The organism is Phenylobacterium sp., assembly GCF_035539035.1.
Lineage (GTDB): Bacteria > Pseudomonadota > Alphaproteobacteria > Caulobacterales > Caulobacteraceae > Phenylobacterium.
In genome coordinates this window covers 92,624-112,918 of record NZ_DATLJI010000013.1, presented here as the reverse complement: position 1 = coordinate 112,918, position 20,295 = coordinate 92,624, and the positions used below count along the sequence as shown (strand labels likewise).

The 20,295-nt window shown below is 70.1% G+C and carries 21 protein-coding genes; 14 read left to right on the top strand and 7 right to left on the bottom strand.

The annotated features are described in order from the left end of the window. Position 1: 1 nt before the first annotated feature. The gene (locus VM685_RS08795) at positions 2-631 is read right to left on the bottom strand and encodes a glutathione S-transferase (RefSeq protein ID WP_325459767.1); all 630 of its coding nucleotides are present in this window, start codon (positions 629-631) and stop codon (positions 2-4) included. A 74-nt stretch (positions 632-705) separates the two neighbouring features. Between VM685_RS08795 and VM685_RS08790 the strand changes: the two genes are divergently transcribed. Next, entirely contained in the window at positions 706-2,346 is a 1,641-nt protein-coding gene (locus VM685_RS08790) for an acyl-CoA dehydrogenase family protein (protein ID WP_325459766.1), read from the top strand. A gap of 7 nt (positions 2,347-2,353) precedes the next feature. Here the strand turns inward: VM685_RS08790 and VM685_RS08785 are convergent, their stop codons facing one another. Together VM685_RS08785 and VM685_RS08780 are read right to left on the bottom strand one after the other, a co-directional pair. Further along, positions 2,354-2,989, bottom strand: coding sequence for a TetR/AcrR family transcriptional regulator (locus VM685_RS08785; protein WP_325459765.1), 636 nt, complete (start codon positions 2,987-2,989; stop codon positions 2,354-2,356). A gap of 23 nt (positions 2,990-3,012) precedes the next feature. Continuing rightward, positions 3,013-3,663, bottom strand: coding sequence for a helix-turn-helix domain-containing protein (locus tag VM685_RS08780; protein WP_325459764.1), 651 nt, complete (start codon positions 3,661-3,663; stop codon positions 3,013-3,015). Positions 3,664-4,087: 424 nt separating this feature from the next. On the opposite strand from VM685_RS08780, the gene VM685_RS08775 reads away from it, so the two are divergent. Continuing rightward, positions 4,088-4,285 (top strand): twin transmembrane helix small protein, encoded by a 198-nt coding sequence (locus VM685_RS08775; RefSeq protein ID WP_325459763.1) that lies wholly within the window; start codon positions 4,088-4,090, stop codon positions 4,283-4,285. A gap of 7 nt (positions 4,286-4,292) precedes the next feature. Then, positions 4,293-4,862 (top strand): cob(I)yrinic acid a,c-diamide adenosyltransferase, encoded by a 570-nt coding sequence (locus tag VM685_RS08770; protein WP_325459762.1) that lies wholly within the window; start codon positions 4,293-4,295, stop codon positions 4,860-4,862. Between the two features lie 3 nt (positions 4,863-4,865). Here the strand turns inward: VM685_RS08770 and VM685_RS08765 are convergent, their stop codons facing one another. Next, positions 4,866-5,132: a hypothetical protein gene (locus VM685_RS08765; protein ID WP_325459761.1), complete on the bottom strand. Its 267-nt coding sequence runs from the start codon at positions 5,130-5,132 to the stop codon at positions 4,866-4,868. Positions 5,133-5,288: 156 nt separating this feature from the next. Between VM685_RS08765 and VM685_RS08760 the strand changes: the two genes are divergently transcribed. Together VM685_RS08760 and VM685_RS08755 are read left to right on the top strand one after the other, a co-directional pair. Then, the gene (locus VM685_RS08760; protein ID WP_325459760.1) at positions 5,289-6,041 is read left to right on the top strand and encodes an electron transfer flavoprotein subunit beta/FixA family protein; all 753 of its coding nucleotides are present in this window, start codon (positions 5,289-5,291) and stop codon (positions 6,039-6,041) included. Then, positions 6,041-6,985, top strand: coding sequence for an electron transfer flavoprotein subunit alpha/FixB family protein (locus VM685_RS08755; protein WP_325459759.1), 945 nt, complete (start codon positions 6,041-6,043; stop codon positions 6,983-6,985). Before VM685_RS08760 ends, VM685_RS08755 begins: the two co-directional genes overlap by 1 nt. Before the next feature lie 101 nt (positions 6,986-7,086). Here VM685_RS08755 and VM685_RS08750 read toward each other — a convergent pair whose 3' ends face one another. Then, positions 7,087-7,449: a hypothetical protein gene (locus tag VM685_RS08750; RefSeq protein WP_325459758.1), complete on the bottom strand. Its 363-nt coding sequence runs from the start codon at positions 7,447-7,449 to the stop codon at positions 7,087-7,089. A 125-nt stretch (positions 7,450-7,574) separates the two neighbouring features. Between VM685_RS08750 and gcvA the strand changes: the two genes are divergently transcribed. Then, a complete protein-coding gene (gene gcvA / locus VM685_RS08745; RefSeq protein WP_325459757.1) occupies positions 7,575-8,480 on the top strand; it encodes a transcriptional regulator GcvA in 906 nt (301 codons plus the stop codon). Between the two features lie 132 nt (positions 8,481-8,612). Next, positions 8,613-9,491 carry a 3-hydroxybutyryl-CoA dehydrogenase gene (locus VM685_RS08740; RefSeq protein ID WP_325459756.1) on the top strand — a complete coding sequence of 293 codons (879 nt, stop codon included), beginning with the start codon at positions 8,613-8,615 and terminating at the stop codon, positions 9,489-9,491. 9 nt (positions 9,492-9,500) lie between these two features. Here the strand turns inward: VM685_RS08740 and VM685_RS08735 are convergent, their stop codons facing one another. Next, entirely contained in the window at positions 9,501-10,982 is a 1,482-nt protein-coding gene (locus VM685_RS08735; protein ID WP_325459755.1) for an NAD(P)/FAD-dependent oxidoreductase, read from the bottom strand. A 169-nt stretch (positions 10,983-11,151) separates the two neighbouring features. On the opposite strand from VM685_RS08735, the gene VM685_RS08730 reads away from it, so the two are divergent. The 7 genes from VM685_RS08730 to VM685_RS08700 all read left to right on the top strand — a co-directional run bounded on the left by VM685_RS08730 (position 11,152) and on the right by VM685_RS08700 (position 19,075). Further along, complete coding sequence (locus VM685_RS08730; protein ID WP_325459754.1) at positions 11,152-12,438, top strand: EAL domain-containing protein; 1,287 nt, start codon at positions 11,152-11,154, stop codon at positions 12,436-12,438. A gap of 60 nt (positions 12,439-12,498) precedes the next feature. Further along, entirely contained in the window at positions 12,499-13,371 is an 873-nt protein-coding gene (locus VM685_RS08725; protein ID WP_325459753.1) for a TIGR01459 family HAD-type hydrolase, read from the top strand. Between the two features lie 47 nt (positions 13,372-13,418). After that, positions 13,419-13,841, top strand: a complete 423-nt coding sequence (locus VM685_RS08720; RefSeq protein ID WP_325459752.1) for a MaoC family dehydratase — start codon at positions 13,419-13,421, stop codon at positions 13,839-13,841. After that, the gene (locus tag VM685_RS08715; RefSeq protein ID WP_325459751.1) at positions 13,838-14,788 is read left to right on the top strand and encodes a bifunctional riboflavin kinase/FAD synthetase; all 951 of its coding nucleotides are present in this window, start codon (positions 13,838-13,840) and stop codon (positions 14,786-14,788) included. Before VM685_RS08720 ends, VM685_RS08715 begins: the two co-directional genes overlap by 4 nt. Before the next feature lie 202 nt (positions 14,789-14,990). Further along, positions 14,991-17,936 (top strand): isoleucine--tRNA ligase, encoded by a 2,946-nt coding sequence (gene ileS, locus VM685_RS08710; protein WP_325459750.1) that lies wholly within the window; start codon positions 14,991-14,993, stop codon positions 17,934-17,936. Next, complete coding sequence (lspA, locus tag VM685_RS08705) at positions 17,933-18,442, top strand: signal peptidase II (RefSeq protein WP_325459749.1); 510 nt, start codon at positions 17,933-17,935, stop codon at positions 18,440-18,442. The genes ileS and lspA overlap by 4 nt, the downstream gene beginning before the upstream one ends. A gap of 78 nt (positions 18,443-18,520) precedes the next feature. Further along, a complete protein-coding gene (locus VM685_RS08700) occupies positions 18,521-19,075 on the top strand; it encodes a DUF3035 domain-containing protein (protein WP_325459748.1) in 555 nt (184 codons plus the stop codon). A gap of 172 nt (positions 19,076-19,247) precedes the next feature. Here VM685_RS08700 and VM685_RS08695 read toward each other — a convergent pair whose 3' ends face one another. Next, positions 19,248-20,252 carry a TraB/GumN family protein gene (locus VM685_RS08695; RefSeq protein ID WP_325459747.1) on the bottom strand — a complete coding sequence of 335 codons (1,005 nt, stop codon included), beginning with the start codon at positions 20,250-20,252 and terminating at the stop codon, positions 19,248-19,250. Positions 20,253-20,295 lie beyond the last annotated feature (43 nt).

Below are 20,295 nucleotides of genomic sequence, written 5' to 3'. Positions count from 1 at the left end.
GCTAGCCGCGCGCGAACGAATAGGCGCCGCCCTTCTCGAGGGCCGCCTTGTAGGCCGGCCGCGCCTGGAAACGCGCGACCCAGGCCGCGAGGTTGGGGTGGGCCGCCAGCCGGCCGAACGCGCCGGCGACCTCGCCCACGAAGCTCATCTGGATGTCGGCGGCCGAAAGCTCGGCGCCCAGCAGCCAGTCGCCGCCGGCCAGGGCCTGGTCGACATAGCCCAGGTGGTTCGCGATCTCGCTATCGATGCGCGGCTGGAGCGGCGCGGCCGCCTCGCCCAGCCGGCCCACGTAGAGCTGCAGCATCAGGGGCAGCATGGCCGAGCCCTCGGCGTAGTGCAGCCACTGCAGGTAGGTCTCGTGGGCGTCGGTCCCCGGGGCCGGCGCGAGGCGCCCGCCGCCGTGGCGGCGCACCAGGTAGTCGATGATCGCCCCGGATTCGTGGACCGTCCGCTCGCCATCGGTGATCACCGGCGACTTGCCGAGCGGATGCACCGCCTTCAGCTCCGGGGGCGCGAGCCGGGTCGTGGCGTCCCGCGCATAGCGCTTGATCTCATAGGAGACGCCGAGCTCCTCGAGCAGCCACAGCACGCGCTGCGAGCGCGAGTCGTTGAGGTGGTGGACGACGATCATGACGGCTCTCCGGAGAAGGCGGCCAGCAAAGCCCCCTGACGCGACGCAAGGCAAGCATCGCCTATAAGGGGGCCATGAGCCTTGTCCTGCCCCAGCTGACCGACCTCCTGGACCTCGCCGCGCGCGAGGCCGACGCCCTCGTCACCGAGCTGCGCGACGCCATCGCCGCACAGGTGCGCCCCGACGGCCGCCTGGACCGCGCCGCCCTCGACGCCGCCCAGCACGGGGCTCACGGCCTCGCCTGGGCCGCCGCCTACGCCGAGACCCTGCGCCAGACGGCGGCCTGGGCCCGGACGCTCGGCCCCGGCCTCGGCGAGGCGGAAGCCCTGCCCGCCCAGTTGCTGGCCTACGAGTACCTGAGCCAGCTCGCGGGCGGCCTGCCGATGAACCAGGGCGAGATGTTCCGGCCCGGCGACCTGGGCGCGGACGCCGCGCGCCTGCAACCCGTGATCGCGCGGCTGCGGCCCGGCGCCTCCCAGGCGGTCCGCGCCCGCATCGTGGCCCTGCTGGACGAGGCCCGCGGGCGGCCCTCGCTGGAGGCCAGCGGCCTCGACGAGACGCTGGAGGCGGTGCGCGACCAGTTCCACGCCTTCGCCGCGGAGAAGATCGCGCCGCACGCCCACGGCTGGCACCTACGCGACGAGCTGATCCCGCTCGAACTGCTGCAGGAGCTGGGCGATCTCGGGGTCTTCGGCCTGACGGCGCCGGAGGAGTGGGGCGGGTCCGGCCTCGGCAAGGTGGCCATGTGCGTGGTCTCGGAGGCGCTGTCCCGCGGCTGGATCGGGACCGGCTCCCTGGGCACCCGCTCGGAGATCGCCGCCGAGCTGATCCTGGCCCACGGCACGCAGGACCAGAAGGCCCGGTTCCTGCCCGGCATCGCCTCCGGCGCCATCATCCCCACGGCCGTCTTCACCGAGCCCGAGGCGGGCTCGGACCTCGGCAGCCTGCGCACCCGCGCCGTGCGCGACGGCGACGCCTGGCAGGTCACCGGGGCGAAGACCTGGATCACCCACGCCGCCCGCGCCGATCTGATGACGCTCCTGGTCCGCACCGATCCCTCCTCCAAGGACCACCGGGGCCTCTCCATGTTCCTGGCCGAGAAGCCGCGCGGGACCGAGGTCGATCCATTCCCGGCCCCGGGCATGAGCGGCGGCGAGATCGGCGTGATCGGCTACCGGGGCATGAAGGAATACGAGATCGCCTTCGACGGCTTCGCCGTGCCGCACGCCAATCTGCTGGGCGGCCAGGAGGGCCAGGGCTTCGCACAGCTGATGGCGACCTTCGAGAGCGCCCGCATCCAGACCGCCGCACGGGCGATCGGCGTCGCCCAGAACGCCCTGGACCTCGCCCTCGACTATGCGCTGGCGAGGCGCCAGTTCGGCGAGCCCCTGGCGGCTTTCCCCCGGGTGGCCAACAAGCTGGCGATGATGGCCGCGGAGATCCTGGGCGCGCGTCGCCTCGCCTGGTTCGCCGCCGACGCCAAGGACCAGGGCCGCCGCTGCGATCTGGAGGCCGGCATGGCGAAGCTCGTGGCCGCGCGCGTCGCCTGGGCGGCGGCCGACAACGCCGTGCAGATCCACGGCGGCACGGGCTTCGCCGTCGAGCAGCCGGTGAGCCGCGTGCTCGCCGACGCGCGCATCCTCAACATCTTCGAAGGGGCCGGTGAGATCCAGGCCCAGGTGATCGCCCGCCGCCTGCTCGAAGGCGCGAACTGAGCGGCGGCTAGCGCGGCCGAAAGCCCTCGCAGATCAATCCGATCTGGCGGTCCATGGCTTCGGTCATGGCCTGGGCGTCGGCGGCCCTGGTGATCGCCAGGCGCCAGATCCACGCGTAGGCGGCCATCAGCAGGTCGATGATCTCCTGCGGGTCGGCGGCCGGGTCCACATCGCCGGCCTCGACACCCTTGGCGAGGCATTCGCGGATAACCTCCTGCAGCCTGGGCGTATGGCCGTAGGGCCGGGCGGTCGGCGGCAGGGTCCAGTCGTAGGCCGCCGCGATGTGCGCCAGGAACAGGCGCGCCCGCGGAGCCTCGAAGGCGAAGTGGATCGCGAACATCGACCGCAGGCGGTCGGCGGTGGAGCCCCGCAGGTGCGGGACCACCCGGTCCAGCTCGGCGTAGAGCGGCTCCAGGCGGTCCTGCATGACCTGGCTGAGGATCTCGCCCTTGGAGGCGAAGGTGGTGAAGACGCTGCCGACGGAGACGCCCGCGTGGCGGGCGATCTCCCGGATCGTCGTGCCCTGGTAGCCGGAGGTGTCGAACAGCTCCCGCGCCGCGTTCAGCACGCGGTTGCGGGTCGCCTCACGCTTGTTGGCCCGGGCGCCGAGCACGCCCGGCCGCGATCCGACATCCGCCTTCATCCATGGCCCCCCGGCCCAGCCTGCTAGCCGCGGCGGGCGCCCGCCAGCAGGATGCGGATCTGGTCGCGGGCGCGCGCCTGAAGCGCGTCCAGGCTCCAGCCGTGGAAGATCGCCTGCGGGAAATTCGACAGATAGGCGTCGAACAGCATCTGGGTGCGCAGCTTCACCTCCGACTCCTGGCCGAGTTCGCCGCGGGCGACCGCCGCCTCGAGCTGTTCGGCGATCAGGTCGTGCAGGGCCTGCACCGGGGCGGCGCTGCGGATCGCCGGCCCGTCCTGCGGCGCCCAGGACACGCAGAAGGCGGCGCGGGCCAGGGGCAGCTGCGACTTGTAGAAGGCGTAGCCGGCGCTGAACATCTTCAGCAGGGCGTCCTCGATCGTCCGTCCACGGCCGGCGGCTTCGCGCATGGCGTCGCTGAGCGCGATCATGTCGGCCATCATGATCTCCCGGAAGAGATCGGACTTGTCGGTGAAGTTGGCGAACACCGCGCCGGTGGACATGCCCGCAGCGGCGGCGATGTCGCGGATGGTGGCGCCTTCATAGCCCTGCTCGCTGAACAGGCGGCGCGCGGCGGCCAGCACCTTGGCGCGCGTCTGCTGCTTCGCGAGCGCACGCCGGGTGGGCACCTTCACCTTGGTTTCGGCGGCGGGCTGGAGGGGAGAAACGTGCTTCATCTCATGACCTTCGAGGGAGCGCGGGGGAGGCGCTCGTTTGACTGCTCAAGTGTGATGGCGCGGGCTCCGGGGGGCCGGAACGTCGCAAAGTCGGCTGCCATCTGGCCGGGTCCGTCCCTCGGCGCCCCGCCGCGGCGCGTCCTGGCGGGGACTTGGATTGAACATGTTCAGTATCCCCCGTTCCGCGATACGGGGAGAACGCTACAATCAACGCAGGAGACCTGGTCCGTCAGAGCGACCCTGGGTCCCGTGACGAGCTTTACGTCTGACCATCCCTTTCGAGTGTGGCTGATTTGCGACGCAACCGCCGAATCCGGATCGTTGAACATGATCAATCCGGGGACGGTCAAGCTTCAATTGCAGCGGTATCCGTAAATCACTGTTCTCGATGGCCGAACAGGCGTCGGCGGCCTAAATTGGGGCTATGGACCTGTTCGACTACCTGATCCCGGCGGCGCTGATCGCCGTCGCGACCGTGCTCGCCTTCGGCATCTTCGCCCTCTTCCGCGGGGGTGATTTCGGCCGCTCCTACTCCAACAAGCTGATGCGCCTGCGGGTGGTGATGCAGGCCGTGGCCATCGCCGTGCTGATGGGCGCGGTTTGGTGGCGCGCGAGCCATTGAGCGACAAATGGTCACGCTGAACCGGATCTACACCCGAACGGGCGACGACGGCCGCACCCGGCTGGCCACTGGCGAGCCCGTCAGCAAGGCCGGTCCACGCGTCGAGGCCTACGGCGCGGTGGACGAGGCCAACGCCTGCGTCGGCCTGGCCCGGCTGCACACGGCCCAGGCCGCCGAACTCGATCCCATGCTTGCCCGCATCCAGAACGAGCTCTTCGACCTCGGCGCGGATCTCTCCACCCCGCCGCGGGAGGACGAGGCCGCCACCCTGCGGATCCTCGACAGCCAGGTGGCCAGGCTGGAGCAGGAGATCGACGAACTTAACGGGGTCCTGCCGCCGCTGCAGTCTTTCATCCTGCCCGGCGGGACTCCGGCGGCGGCGGCCCTGCACCTGGCGCGCACCGTCTGCCGGCGTGCGGAGCGCGAGGCCGTGCGGCTGATGGAAACCGGCGAGCCGGTGAGCGGGCCGGCGCTGCGCTACCTGAACCGGCTCTCCGACTTCCTGTTCGTGGCCGCGCGCTTCGCCAACGACCGCGGGGCGGCCGAGGTGTTCTGGAAATCCGGGGCGACCCGCTAGGCCCTAGGGATTCTGTACGGACGCCGGCGGACGGCCGATGGCGGCGCGGGCGGCGGCCTCGGCCTGCTTGTCCTGGATCGTGCGGCCGGTGATGTCGGAGATCAGCACGGGCTGGGCGCAGACACGCTGCCCATGGTCCCACCACTTGTGGGCCTCCTCGCACTTCTTCATCGGCATGACCCAGCCGACCTGCCAGACGAGCACGCCGACCGACAGGACGGCGAACACTCCCAGGAAGATCAGCTTCAGGCGGTTGATGGTGCGGTTCATCGTTGGCTCTCTAAGCGCGGGCGCGGCGTCTGGCTAGCGGCGCCTTCCGACGGAAATGCGGCGCCTGCGAAGTCGAGGCGGTTTGCAAAGTGCGCCGGAACCGTTATTGCCCCCTGCGACCGATTTTTCCGCAATGCAAATTTTGAGGCGTAGGCCATGAAGGTATTGGTCACCGTCAAGCGGGTGATTGATTACAACGTCAAGGCGCGGGTGAAGCCGGACCAGTCCGGCGTCGACCTGGCCAATGTGAAGATGTCGATGAACCCCTTCGACGAAATTGGCGTCGAAGAAGCGGTTCGCCTGAAGGAGAAGGGCGTCGCCACCGAGGTGGTCGCCGTCTCCGTGGGTCCGACCCAGGCGCAGGAAACCCTGCGTACGGCGCTGGCCATGGGCGCCGACCGCGCGATCCTCGTGAACGCCAACGACCAGGACCTGGAGCCGCTGGCGGTGGCCAAGGTGCTCAAGGCCGTGATCGCCGAGGAGAACCCGGACCTGGTGATCATGGGCAAGCAGGCCATCGACGGCGACAATTCGGCCACCGGCCAGATGCTCGCCGCCATCCTCGACTGGCCGCAGGCGACCTTCGCCTCGGCGGTGGAAGTGGCCGGCGGCAAGGCCAAGGTGACCCGTGAGGTCGACGGCGGCCTGCAGACCATCGAGGTCGATCTGCCCGCCATCGTCACGGCGGACCTGCGCCTCAACGAGCCGCGCTACGCCTCGCTGCCGAACATCATGAAGGCGAAGAAGAAGCCGCTCGACGTGAAGGAGCTGGCCTCGGTCGGCGCCGACATCGCGCCGCGCCTGAAGGTCGTGAAGGTCACCGAGCCGCCGAAGCGCGCCGGCGGCATCAAGGTTGAGACCGCCGCCGACCTGGTCATGAAGCTGAAGAACGAAGCGGGGGTGCTCTAATGGCCGTTCTCGTCATCGCCGATCACGACAACGCGTCCCTGCGCGACAACACCCACAAGGTCGTCACCGCCGCCCAGAAGCTCTCGGGCGACATCGACGTCCTGGTGGCCGGCCAGGGCGTGGGCGAGGTGGCCAAGGCCGCCGCGTCCATCCAGGGCGTCCGCAAGGTGCTGGTCGCGGAAAGCGCCGAGCTGGGCCAGGGCCTGGCCGAGGCTTTCGAGGCGCTCGTCGTGCCGCTCGCGGCCAACTATGACGCCATCCTGACGCCGGCGACCTCCCAGGGCCGCAACATCAGCCCGCGCATCGCCGCGAAGCTGGACGTGGCCCAGATCTCCGACGCCATCGAGATCGTCGACGCCAACACCTTCGTGCGCCCCATCTACGCCGGCAACGCGCTGGAGACCGTCCAGTCGTCCGACGCCAAGAAGGTCGTCACCGTCCGTCCGACCGTCTTCAAGGCGGCGGCGGAAGGCGGCTCGGCCACCGTCGAGACCATCGCGGCCCCGGCCGCGCCGGCCAAGGCCAAGTTCGTCGACCAGCAGATCGTGAAGTCGGCCCGCCCCGAACTGGGCGGCGCCAAGATCGTGGTCTCCGGCGGCCGCGCCCTGGGTTCGGCGGAAGAGTTCCAGAAGGTCATCGAGCCGCTCGCCGACAAGCTCGGCGCGGCGGTCGGCGCCAGCCGCGCCGCGGTGGATGCGGGCTACGCGCCCAACGACTACCAGGTCGGCCAGACCGGCAAGGTGGTCGCCCCGGAGCTCTACGTGGCCGTGGGCATCTCCGGCGCCATCCAGCACCTCGCCGGCATGAAGGACTCCAAGGTGATCGTCGCGATCAACAAGGATCCCGACGCCCCGATCTTCGCCGTCGCGGACTACGGCCTGGTGGCGGATTACAAGGCCGCCGTTCCGGAGCTGATGAGCGAGCTCACGAAGGTCGGCAAGTAAGCCGAACTCGGACTTAGCCGAAAAAATCAGGGGCGGTCCCGCGCGGGACCGCCCCTTTTCCTTGGGCCTGGCACGCGGTGGGGTCGCGCGCTGGGGGGCCGCTAAGGAACCTTGGCCTGGACGATCGCGGAGTCGCCGAGCGTCAGGGTGATGTCCCGGCCGGAGAGCTCGGCCGGGATGGGCGCGGTGCGCATCCGGCGCAGGGCGTCCTCGACGGCGCGGTCGACGGCGAGGTCGCCGGTGGACTCCACCACCCGCGCACCGACGAGCCGGTCGCCGCTGAGCGTCCCGCGCACCTTCACGGTCCGACCCGGCAGGGCGACGCCGGCGTTGGCCAGCTTTGCGTCCGCTTGAGCCGAGACGCTGGCGACATAGATCTGGTTGAGGCTGGCGGGCGCGGCGCGGACGCCTTCGACGCCCAGCAGCAGGCCGGCCGCAGCCAGCACGACAAGCGTGGCTTTCATGGTCTAGTTCCTTGTTTTGGCTGTGGTTTCGTGCGGCGCCGTTGAGAAGGATGTAGTCGCCCGCGGCCGCGTCCGCGAACGATAGTTTTTGCGTGCGGTTGTTATCTGAGCTAACAACCTTAGCCGTGACCGTCCGCCTTCCGCCGTTCTTCGCCCTGCGCGCCCTGGAAGCCGCCGCCCGGCACCAGAGCTATAGCCGCGCAGCCCAGGAGCTGGCGGTCACCCACGGCGCCGTCAGCCAGCAGATCCGCCGCCTCGAGGAGGAACTCGGCGCGCGCCTCTTCGAGCGGCGCGGCAACGCCATGATCCCGACGGCAGAGGCCGCCCGGCTCGCCGCGGAGGTGGGCCGCGGGCTTGGCGTGATGCAGAACGCCGTGGCCGAGTTCGCCGCCGCCGCCGAGCGCGACCCCGTGGTGGTCAGCCTCGACCCGCAGTTCGCCAGCCGCTGGCTGCCGCCGCGCCTGCCCCGCCTGCTCGCCGCGCCGGCCGGGTCGAAGCTCGAGATCCGCGTGGAGGAACGGCGAGCCAACTTCGTCACCGACGGGGTGGACATCGCGGTGCGCTACGGCGCCGGTCGCTGGGACGGCGTGGAGGCGACCCACCTGTTCACCGAGACCCTGGTTCCGGTCTGCAGCCCCGGCGTCGCGGCCAGCCACGCCTGGCGCGCGCCGCAGGACCTCCTGGACGCGCCCCTGCTCCACCACAGCCACAGGCCCTGGGATCTGTGGTTCCGCCAGTTCGGCCTGGAGGCCCCGCCGCAGCAGGGAATGCTGTTCGAGGATTCGGTGATGCTGCTGGAGGCCGCAGCCCAGGGCCTCGGCGTGGCGCTGGCCCGCAGCGGCCTCATCGAGCAGGACCTGCGCGCGGGCCGGCTGGTGCGGCCGGTGGAGGTGGCGGTGCCCTCGGAGCTGGGCTTCTACGTCGTCTGGCGGCCGGGCAGCCGCAAGCTGCACCGGATACACGCCCTGCGCGACTGGCTCCTGGCCGAAGTGCGGGCCATGCAACCCACGGAAGAGCCCGCCGGGGCGTGAGCGCAACACCGTATGGTGAAGGCTACGCTGCGTCGCAGCAAAGGCCTTGTCTGCGCCGCAATAGGCGATGTTAATAGCGGCCCCATACCGCGGGTGCGAAGGAATGCGCCCGCCTGCGAGGCTTAAAGCTCAATGGTTCAAATCAGATCGGTCGGCGTCATCGGCGCGGGCCAGATGGGTTCCGGCATCACCCACGTCTGTGCGCTCGGCGGTTACGACGTCCTGCTGCACGACGTCAGCGAGGACCGGATCAAGGCCGGCCTGGCCGCCATCGAGAAGAACATGACCCGCCAGGTCGCCCGCGGCATCATCGACCACGAGGCGATGGACGCGGCGCTCAAGCGCATCAAGGCCGCGCCGGAGCTGCAGACCATCGGCGGCACGGACCTGGCCATCGAGGCGGCCACCGAGGACGAGGAGGTCAAGAAGACCATCTTCAAGGCGCTCTCGCCTCACCTCGGCAAGGACACCCTCCTGGCCTCCAACACCTCGTCCATCTCGATCACCCGGCTCGCCTCGGCCACCGACCGGCCCGAGCGGTTCATCGGCCTGCACTTCATGAACCCGGTGCCGCTGATGAAGCTCGTGGAGATCATCCGCGGCATCGCCACCGGCCCTGACACCTACGAGACCGCCGTCGCCTTCGCCCAGTCGCTGGGCAAGACCACGTCCAACGCCGAGGACTTCCCCGCCTTCATCGTCAACCGGATCCTGGTGCCGATGATCAACGAGGCGATCTACACCCTCTACGAGGGCGTGGGCACGGTTGAGGCCATCGACACGGCCATGAAGCTGGGCGCCAACCATCCGATGGGCCCGCTGGAGCTCGGCGACTTCATCGGTCTAGACACGGTGCTGTCGATCATGAACGTGCTGCACGAGGGCCTGGCGGACTCCAAGTACCGCCCGTGCCCGCTGCTGGTGAAGTACGTCGAGGCCGGCTGGCTCGGTCGCAAGGCAGGCCGCGGCTTCTACGACTACCGCGGCGAGCACCCGATCCCGACGCGGTGACCCGTTCGGCTACTCCGCCGCGAGGCGGAGGGCCGGGCGCTCGGGGTTGGAGAACTCCATCACCCCGTCCTCCAGCTTCGCGTAGCGCAGCGTCATGAGGTCCATGGCGTAGTTCTGGTGAAGCTTCCACGGGGCCTTGGTCCCCTGCTTCGGGAACTTGTCCATCGCCCGGGTCACATAACCCGACGAGAAGTCCAGCCACGGCGCCGTGCCGATGTCCGGATCGGTGTTGCGCGGCGTCGCCTGGCGCAGGCCGGTCTTCCGCATGTGGTTCAGGAGCCGGGTGACGTATTCGCACGTCAGGTCGCATTTCAGCGTCCACGACGCATTGGTGTAGCCGAAGGCCGAGGCCAGGTTCGGCACGCCCTCGTACATCATGCCCTTGTAGGAGAGCGTCTGGCCCGGCTCGACCCTGCGGCCGTCCACGGTGAGCTCCAGCCCGTTCATCACCTGCAGGTTCAGCCCCGTGGCGCTGACGATCAGGTCCGCTTTCAGCTCCTGGCCGGACTTCAGGCGGATCCCGCCCTCCGTGAAGGTCTCGATGTGGTCGGTGACCACCGAGGCCGTCCCGGCCTTGATGGCCTGGAACATGTCGGAGTCGGGCACGAGGCAGAGCCGCTGGTCCCAGGGATTGTAGCTGGGCGTGAAGTGGGTCTCGACGTCGTAGTCGGGCCCGAGCTCGGCGCGGACCATGTCGATGATCCGCTGTTTCACGGCCGCCGGCTTCTTCCGGGCCATGTTGAAGAAGTACATGCCGAACAGCACGTTGCGCCATCGGACGATGTCGTAGGCGAGCTTGCCCGGCAGGCGGGCGCGCAGCCAGTTGGCCATGCGGTCCTCGGCCGGACGGCTGACCACATAGGTGGGCGAGCGCTGCAGCATGGTGACGTGGCCGGCGGTCCTGGCCATCTCCGGCACCAGGGTCACGGCCGTCGCGCCCGAGCCGATCACCACCACCTGCTTACCGGCGTAGTCGAGGTCGGCCGGCCAGTGCTGCGGGTGGACGAACCGGCCCTTGAACCGGTCCAGACCCGGGAATTCCGGCGTGTAGCCGGCCTCGTAGGAATAGTAGCCGCCGCAGAGGAACAGGAAGCTGCAGGTGAAGCGGCGGATCTGGCCCTCGCTCTCGGCCTCCACGGTCCAGAGCGCGTCCTGGGTCGACCAGGCGGCGCGCTTCACCTGGTGGCGGAAGCGGATGTGCCGGTCGATGCCGTGCTCGACAGCGGTCTCGCGCACATAGTTCAGGATCGACGGCCCGTCGGCGATCGCCTTGGCCTCGGTCCACGGCTTGAAAGCGTAGCCCAGGGTGTACATGTCGCTGTCCGAGCGGATGCCCGGGTAGCGGAACAGGTCCCAGGTGCCGCCGATCGCCTCGCGGCCCTCGAGGATTACGTAGGAGCGGTCCGGCGCCTCGTTCTGCAGGTGCCAGCCGGCGCCCACTCCGGACAGCCCCGCGCCCACGATCACCACGTCGAAATGCTCGGCCATCATCCGTCCCCGAAGTCCTCCGTCTCGTGCGCGGAGGTCACATGAACATTGATCACATAAGTCGGGCTCGAACGCCACTCCGCCCCGGCGCACAGGCCCCCACTGCGACGGTTAATCCATTCGACTTCAACGGATTCGCCGTCGGATACTCGCAGGTGATTCGGATGGGACCATGCGACGGCTCACCCCTGCCCTTCTGGGCGCGACCTATCTCTGCGTCTCCCTGACCGTCGCACTTTCGCTGTGGCGGAACGGCGGCGGCTGGGGCTCGGGCGTGTCGGCGTTCGTGGCGACGATCGGCCTGTGCATGGCCCTGCACGGCATCATCGCCCGGATCATCGAGAACACCGCCATCCGCGCCGAGATGGACGCCGTGCGCGAGGCCCACAAGATCCTCATCGATCAGGTCGAACGGCTCGACGCCCGCGTGGCGGAGGTCGCCGAAACCGCGGCCGCCGACGCCCACAAGTCCGAAGAGATCCTGGACGAGGTCCACCTGCTGGAGAGCCTCGTCGAGCGGATGCAGCAGCGGCTGGAGGAGCGCCCCGCCGCGGCCAGCCCCTCGCCGCTGGCCGCCCGCCTCGGCCACAACTCCGACCACCGCGCCGCGGGCCTGCTCATGGACACCGTCCGCGAGGCGCTGACCGAGAACCGCGTCGACCTCTACCTGCAGCCGGTCGTCGCCCTGCCGCAACGCAAGACGGTCTTCTACGAGAGCTTCTCGCGCCTGCGCGACGAGACGGGCCGGGTGATGATGCCGGCGGAGTACCTCACCGTCGCCGAGCCGGGCGGGCTCGTCACCGCCATCGACAACCTGCTGCTGTTCCGCTGCGTGCAGATCGTGCGTCGCCTGGCCGCCAAGGACCGCCGCGTCGGGATTTTCTGCAACATCTCCATGGCCAGCCTGGCCGACGAGAGCTTCTTCCCGCAGTTCCTCGACCTCCTGAAGGACAACCGCGACCTCGCCGGCGCGCTGATCTTCGAGGTCGGCCAGGCCGCCTTCGACACCCGCGGCCCCATCGAGGCCCGCAACATGGGCCGGCTGGCCGAGCTCGGCTTCCGCTTCAGCCTCGACAAGGTGACCAACCTCGACCTCGACCTGCAGGACCTGGCGCGCGCCGACGTGAAGTTCATCAAGATCGGCGCGGAGATGCTGCTGAACGAGCTCACTGAGGTGGACGGCCGGCTGGTGCTGCGCAGCCTGCCGGATCTCGCCGCCGAGGACTTCGCCGCCCTGAACCGCCGCTACGGCGTCGAGATCATCGCCGAGAAGGTGGAGAGCGAGCGCCAGGTGGTCGACATCCTGGAGCTCGACATCGCCTACGGCCAGGGCCACCTGTTCGGCGAGCCCCGCGCCATCAAGGACTCGGTGCTGGCCGAGGCCACGCCGCCCGCCCCGGCGCTCCGCCCGCAGCCCGCCCATCCGCTGGCCCGCCGCGTGGTCGGCGGCCGGTACTGACCGGCGCCGGGCTTTTTCCGGCTTTCCGACGCCGCCATCTTGGGCTAGCCCCGCGCGGCCATGACCGCCGCCGCCCAGCCCGCCTTCGCCTCCGGCCTCGCCGAGATCTCCGACCGCTACGATGTGGTGCTCTGCGACATCTGGGGTGTCATCCACAACGGGCGCGAGGCCTTCCCAGCAGCCTGCGAGGCGCTGAGCCGGTTCAACGCCGAACGCGGGCCCGTGGTCCTGATCTCCAACGCGCCGCGGCCCCATCCGCCGGTGATCGAGCAGCTGATGGGCTTCGGCGTGCCGCGCGACGCCTTCGCCGAGGTGGTCACCTCCGGCGACGCCACCCGGGTCCTGCTGGCCGAGCGCGCGCCGGGCCCGGCCTGGAAGATCGGCCCCGACCGCGACTGGCCGCTCTACGAAGGCCTGGGCCTGGAGGAGGCGCCGCTGGAACGCGCCGCCTTCATCTCCTGCACCGGTCCGTTCGACGACGAGAACGACGTGCCGGAGGACTATCGCGAGGACTTCTGCCGGGCGATCGAGCGCGGGCTGGAGATGATCTGCGCCAACCCGGACATCGTCGTGCAGCGGGGCGACAAGCTGATCTACTGCGGCGGCGCGCTGGCCCAGCTCTACGAGGCGCTGGACGGCCGCGTTCTGATGGCCGGCAAGCCGCACCCCGCGATCTACGACCTGGCGCTGGCCACGGCCGCCGAGCGGCTGGGCCGGCCCGTGGACCGCGCGCGCGTGCTCTGCATCGGCGACGGCCTCGGCACCGACATCCGCGGCGCCAACGCCCAGAAGCTGGACGTCCTCTTCATCGCCAACGGCATCCACGGGGAGGAGACGGTGCGCGACGGCGTGCTCCAGCCCAAGGTCGTGGAGCACCTGCTCTCCATCGAGGGCCTGTCGGCCACCTGGGCCATGGCCGACCTGGTCTGGTGAGGCGCGCCGTTCCTAGGTAAGGATCGGGAGAAGGGGAGCGGCCGGGCGTGCAGGGTTTCTATTTCGACGATCTTTCCGTGGGGCAGACCGCGGAACTGACCCACGTGGTGGGCGCCGCCGACATCGAGGCGTTCGCGGAGGTCAGCCACGACACCAACCCCGTGCACCTGGACGAGGACTACGCGCGCGCCACCACCTTCGGCGGGCGGATCGCCCACGGCATGCTGGGCGCGGCCTACATCTCCGCCGTGCTGGGCACGAAGCTGCCGGGGCCGGGGGCCATCTACCTGTCGCAGGCCCTGCGCTTCCGCCGGCCGGTGAAGATCGGCGATCCGGTGACCGCGAAGGTGACCGTGAAGTCGCTCGACGATAAGCGCGGCCACGCGACCCTGGAGACGGTCTGCCAGGTGAACGGCAAGACGGTGATCGACGGCGAGGCCGTGGTCATGGTCCCGCGTCGGGCCACATGAGCCGCGTCCGGGTCATCCGCGGCTGGAAGGACCTGCCGGATGCCGACCGCGGAGCCGCGGTGGCCATGGGCAGCTTCGACGGCGTCCACCGCGGCCACCAGAAGGTGATCGCCCTGGCCGCCCGGGCGGCCGGCGAGCTGAAGGCGCCCCTGGGCGTGATCACCTTCGATCCACACCCCAGGACCTATTTCCGCCCCGACGAGCCCGCCTTCCGCCTGATGCGGTTCGACCAGCTGGCCCGGGCCCTGGAAGCGCTGGGCGTGGACACCGTCTACGTCCTGCCGTGGGACGCCGAGCTCGCCAACATGACCGACCGCGAGTTCGCCACCAAGGTGCTCCACGAGGGGCTGGGCGCCCGGCACGTGGCGGTGGGTTTCGACAACTCCTTCGGCAAGGGGCGCACCGGCACACCCCAGACCATGCGCCAGTACGGCCAGGAGCTCGGCTTCGGGGTCTCGGTGGCCGAGCCGGTGGCGGGCGAGAGCGGCGACAAGTTCTCCTCCACCGCCGTGCGCGAGGCGCTGCGCCAGGGCCGCCCGGAAGAGGCCGCGGCCATCCTCGGCCGCCCGTTCGCCATCGAGGGCGTGGTGCAGCGCGGGCGCCAGCTCGGCCGGAAGCTGGGGTTCCCCACGGCCAACGTCCGCCTCGGCGACTATGTGGCGCCGCGGTTCGGCGTCTACGCCACCCGGACCCGGCTGCAGGACGGCCGGCGCGTCCCGGGCGTCGCCAACATCGGCGTGAACCCGACGGTGGACGGGATCACTGCCCCGCTGCTGGAAGTGTGGCTCTTCGACTTCGACGAGGACCTCTACGACCAGGTCATCGAGACCGACCTCATCGCCTTCCTCCGCCCCGAAGAGAAGTTCGCGAGCCTGGAGGAGATGACCGCCCAGGTCATGAGGGACGCCCAGGCCGCCCGCGACCTGCTGATGCCGGAGTTCGAATGAGAATCTCCTCTCCCGCTCGGCGGAGGGCGCAGGGAGAGGGCATTCCAACGGCCGCCCTACTCTGTTAGAGGCTCGGCCCCATGACCCAGGTTCGGACGAGCGTGCGAATTAACCGCCCGGCGTGACGCCGCCGGACGATCTCCAGCGCGCGCCGGGTTACCTCCCGCACCCCTTGATCCCGAGCCAGCCGGAACAGAGTTCAATGGCCGACGACGCCGAAAAGCCTGCGCGCGACTATCGCGAGACCGTCTTCCTTCCCGAGACGCCCTTCCCCATGCGCGCCGGGCTCCCGCAGAAGGAGCCGCAGATCCTGGCGAAGTGGGACGAGGCCCGGCTCTACCACGCGATCCGCGCCGAGCGGCAGCGGGCGGGGTCGGAGCTGTTCGTGCTGCACGACGGACCGCCCTACGCCAACGGCGCGATCCACATCGGCCACGCCCTGCAGAAGACGCTGAAGGACTTCGTCGTCCGCTCGCGGTTCCTGCTGGGCTACGACGTCGACTTCGTGCCGGGCTGGGACTGCCACGGCCTGCCGATCGAGTGGAAGATCGAGGAGGAGCTGCGCGCCAAGGGCCGCCGCAAGGATGAGGTCTCCAAGGCCGAGTTCCGCCAGCGCTGCCGCGAGTACGCCGCCCACTGGATCGAGGTGCAGAAGCAGGGCTTCAAGCGCCTGGGCGTGCTGGGGGACTGGGAGAACCGCTACGCGACCATGGACTACGGCTCCGAGGCCGCCATCGTCGCCGAGTTCCACAAGTTCGTGGCGTCCGGCCAGCTCTACCGCGGCTCCAAGCCGGTGATGTGGAGCCCGGTGGAGCGCACGGCGCTGGCCGACGCCGAGGTCGAGTACCACGACCACGTCAGCCCCACGATCTGGGTGAAGTTCCCGGTGGTCGAGGGCTCCGACGCCGTCCGCCACGCCTGCGTGGTGATCTGGACGACCACCCCCTGGACGATCCCGGCGAACCGGGCGGTCAGCTACAACCCCGACATCGCCTACGCCGTCTACCAGGTGGACGCGATGGAGCAGGACCTGGCCTTCGAGCCGTGGGCCAAGCCGGGCGACCGGCTGATCCTGGCCGAGAAGCTGGCCGACGAGGTGATGAAGGCGGCCAAGGTCGCCGCATACCGCAAGGTCGAGTCCGTGGACTGCCAGGGCATGGTCCTGGAGCATCCGCTGGCCGCCCTGGACGGCCACTACGGCTTCCAGGTGCCCATGCTGGCCGGCGACCACGTCACCGACGACGCCGGCACGGGCTTCGTGCACACCGCGCCGGGCCACGGCGCCGACGACTATCTGGTCTGGCTCGCCCACGGCCATCGCGAGATCCCGGAGACCGTGGATCCGGACGGCGCCTACTACCCGCACGTCGCGCTGTTCGGCGGTCTGAAGGTGCTGGAGACCGAGGGCAAGAAGGCCGGCAAGTTCGGGCCGGCCAACGACGCCGTCATCGGCAAGTTGATCGAGGCGGGCCGCCTGCTGGCCCGCGGCCGGCTGGAGCACTCCTACCCGCACTCCTGGCGCTCCAAGGCGCCGGTGATCTTCCGCAACACCCCGCAGTGGTTCATCCGCATGGACGAGCCGGTGCAGACGAAGGAGCTCGGCGGCCGCACCCTGCGCGAGGCGGCGCTGGAGGCCATCGAGGCCACCGCCTTCTATCCGGCCCAGGGGAAGAACCGCATCCGCGCCATGGTCGAGAGCCGCCCGGACTGGCTGGTCAGCCGCCAGCGGGCCTGGGGCGCGCCGCTCGCCATGTTCGTGGACAAGGACACCGGCCATCCGCTGCACGACCCCGACGTGGACCGCCGCATAGTCGACGCGATCCGCCAGGAGGGCGCCGACGCCTGGTTCAACCGCCCGGCGTCCGACTTCCTGGGCAATCATGATCCCGAGCGCTACGAGAAGGTCGAGGACATCCTCGACGTCTGGTTCGATTCCGGCTCGACCCACGCCTTCACCCTGGAGGGCCGCGCCCACACCAAGTGGCCGGCGGACCTCTACCTGGAAGGCTCCGACCAACACCGCGGCTGGTTCCAGTCCTCGCTGCTGGAGAGCTCCGGCACGCGCGGCCGGGCGCCCTACGACGCCATCCTCACCCACGGCTTCACCATGGACGAGGCCGGCGAGAAGATGTCCAAGTCCAAGGGCAACGTCGTCGATCCCGAGCAGGTGATCCGCGAGAGCGGCGCCGAGATCATCCGCCTGTGGGCGGCGATGATCGACTATTCGGACGACAGCCGGATCGGCAAGACGGTCCTGCAGACCACCTCCGACGCCTACCGCAAGCTCCGAAATACCCTGCGCTACATGCTGGGCGCGCTCTCCGACTACACCCCCGACGAGGCGGTGGATTACGCCGACATGCCCTCGCTGGAGCGGTTCATCCTGCACCGCCTGCACGAGCTGGATGGGCAGGTGCGCGCGGCCTACGAGGGCTATGTCTTCCAGGACGTGATCCGGCCGCTGCTCGACTTCTGCCAGAACGACCTGTCGGCCATCTTCTTCGACATCCGCCGCGACAGCCTCTATTGCGACCGCCCCGACGCGCTGCGCCGGCGCGCGGCCCGCACGGTGATGGACGCCGCCTTCGAGCGCCTGACCGCCTGGCTCGCGCCGCTGATCCCCTTCACCATGGAAGAGGCCTGGCTCACCCGCTATCCGCAGGCCCATTCCAACGCCCTGCGGGTGATCCCGGACACCCCGTCCGAGTGGAAGAACGAGGCTGAGGCGATCCGCTGGGGCGCGCTGCTCAAGACCAAGGCCATGGTCAACGCCAAGCTCGAGCAGGCGCGCGTGGCCAAGGAGATCGGCGCCAACCTCGAAGCGCGGGCGGTCCTCTACTACGACCCCGCGAAATTCGGGGACGCCGGCGGAGCGGATGTCCAGGTCGACGGCCTGGCGCCCGAGCAGATGTTCTCCGAGGTCTTCGTCACCAGCGCCACGCGGATCGTCCGTGAGCCGCCCCCGGCCGGCGCGGAGCGCCATGCGGAGGACCCCGCGGTCGCCGCCCTGGTCGAGCGCGCGCCCGGCCACAAATGCGCGCGCTGCTGGCGCGTGCTTCCGGAAGTCTCGACGCCGAAGTACCTCTGCGTGCGCTGCGACGACGCCGTCGCGGTCTGGGACGAGGCGCACGGCAAGGTGGACGCATGAAGGTGACGAAGCTCGGCTGGATCGCCTATGCGATCGCGGCGGTGAGCGTCCTGCTGGACCAGCTCTCGAAGTACTGGATTCTCTATGTCTTCGAGCTGCCGGCCCGGGGCAGTGTCCCGGTCGCCGGGCCGCTGAACCTGACCATGGTCTGGAACCAGGGCGTCAGCTTCGGCCTGCTGCGCGCCGACCAGGACCTCACGCGCTGGGCCCTGGCGGCCTTCGCCATCGGGGTTTCGGTCGTCCTGGCGCTGTGGGTGCGCAAGGCGGGCCGGGCGATCCTTGCCTGTGCGCTGGGCCTGATCATGGGCGGGGCGATCGGCAACGTCATCGACCGCATCCGCTTCGGAGCGGTGGCCGACTTCATCGACGTGTCGGCGCTCTACTTCCCCTGGGTGTTCAATATCGCCGACGCGGCCATCAACATCGGCATCGCGCTCCTTCTTATCGACATGATCCGGGGCGAAAAGCGGGGCACGTCCGCCCACCCGACCGAGGATGCGGCCTGAAAGCGCGTTGGCGCCGAACGGTGTCTTGCGGTATCCACCCAGTTCGGCCGGGGGCGGCCCTGAGGAGCTTCTGATTTCATGAGCGTCAACCGAGTGATCGTGGCCACCGCCATCCTCGCGGCGGCCGGCCTCGCCGGGTGCCAGTCGACCTCCAAGGCGCTGGGCATGTCCAAGGTGACCCCCGACGAATTCCGCGTGGTGACCAAGGCGCCCCTCGTGGTGCCGCCCGACTACGCCCTGCGCCCGCCGGCCCCGGGCGAGCCGCGCCCGCAGGAGCTGCAGCCGGAAAGCGCCGCGCGCACGGCCCTGCTCGGCCAGCGCGAGGCCCAGGTCCGCTCCGACGGCGAGAAGCTGCTGGTCGCCAAGGCCGGCGCCGAGAAGGCCGACCCGCTGATCCGCTACGTGGTCGACGACGAGTTCGGCGACGTGGCCCACAAGGACAAGAGCTTCGCCGACCGGGTGATGTTCTGGCGCTCGGACAAGACCGAGCAGCCGGCCGGGGCCGCGGTGGACAACACCCCCACGCCCGTCGACGCCCAGTCCGAGGAAGAGCGCGTGAAGTCGCTCACCGGCGGAAAGACCATCGTCATCGAGCGCGCCGGCTCGCGCCGGTTCAAGCTTCCGGGGCTCTGAGATCCGGACCGCGCCCCCTCAGGGGGCGCACTGCGGCTTAAATCTCATGGCAGCCAGTCTGCCTGCCGGCTCAGGCGTCTCAAGGACCGGCCGCAGGCCGGCCGCGGGGGGCGCGCCCGCTGGGCGCGTCCTTGACACGCCTGAGCCGACAGGCTCGCATCCACCATGAGGCTTAAGCCCCTCCAGCATCTGACGATGCCGATCCGGACGCCTCCTCCTCCACCACCTCGCCCGGCGTCGTGACCTTCAGCCCCTGGCCGCGCAAACGGTCCAGCACGCCGCGCTCGGCGAGCAGCGGACGGAGCGGCACAAGCGCGATCGCGTGGCCCGGCGTCTTCAGGGCCGAGGCGATGGCCGCGGCGGTGTCGGCCTTCATCCGCTCGTCGAACTGGCGCCCGCCGGGCACCGCCGCCAGGCAGCGCTCGTAGGTCCGTTCGTTCTCCAGCGCGCCCGGCACGTCGCCCACCGCCCACGCGCGCGCCGCGGCCAGGGTGACCCCCGGCCCCGCCTCCGCCTGCGCCAGCACCTCGTCGAAGCAGATCCGGCCGGCCTGCGGCGATGTGCGGATGATCGCTCCCAATAGCGGCCCGATGTCGTAGGTCTTCTCCACCACCGGCACGCCGGCGCGGCGGGCCAGCAGCTCCACCAGCTTGGCCGGGTCGGTCGTGGTCAGCTCCGACCGCTCCCGGTAGTCGGCGGCGAGCTGTACGCCGGCGGCCAGCGCATTGCCGGTCGGGTAGTGGCGCGCGTCGTGGCCCAGCCGGCTGCGCACGGCCACGAAACGGGTCCGGGTCGCCGGGTCCAGCCGGTTCTCGAACGGGCCGCCGGAGCGCAGCCTGAGCAGGTTGAAGCCCGCGCCCAGAATGCCCGAGGTCTTCGCCCGGATGTTGGTGAAGGGCAGGATCACGGCGTTGGCCCCGGAGAGCCGCTTCTCGAAGATCGCCCGGTCCCACTGCATGCGCTTGGGCGCCAGGCTCGGCACGCCCAGCACATGGACCGTGGTGTCGGCGTCGGAGACCGTCCACCAGGCCGGACCCGGCAGCCGTCCGGTGACCACCAGCTCCTCCACCAGCGCCGCGTCAGGATCGACCATCGCCGCCGGCGGGGCCGGCGCCTGGGCCTGGAGAGGGCCCGCCGCGAGGGCGAGCGCGAGGACGGCCAGCTTCAAGGCCCGCATGGGTGTTTCCCTTCGACGCGCCCCAGCCCCGGCGGAATCGTCC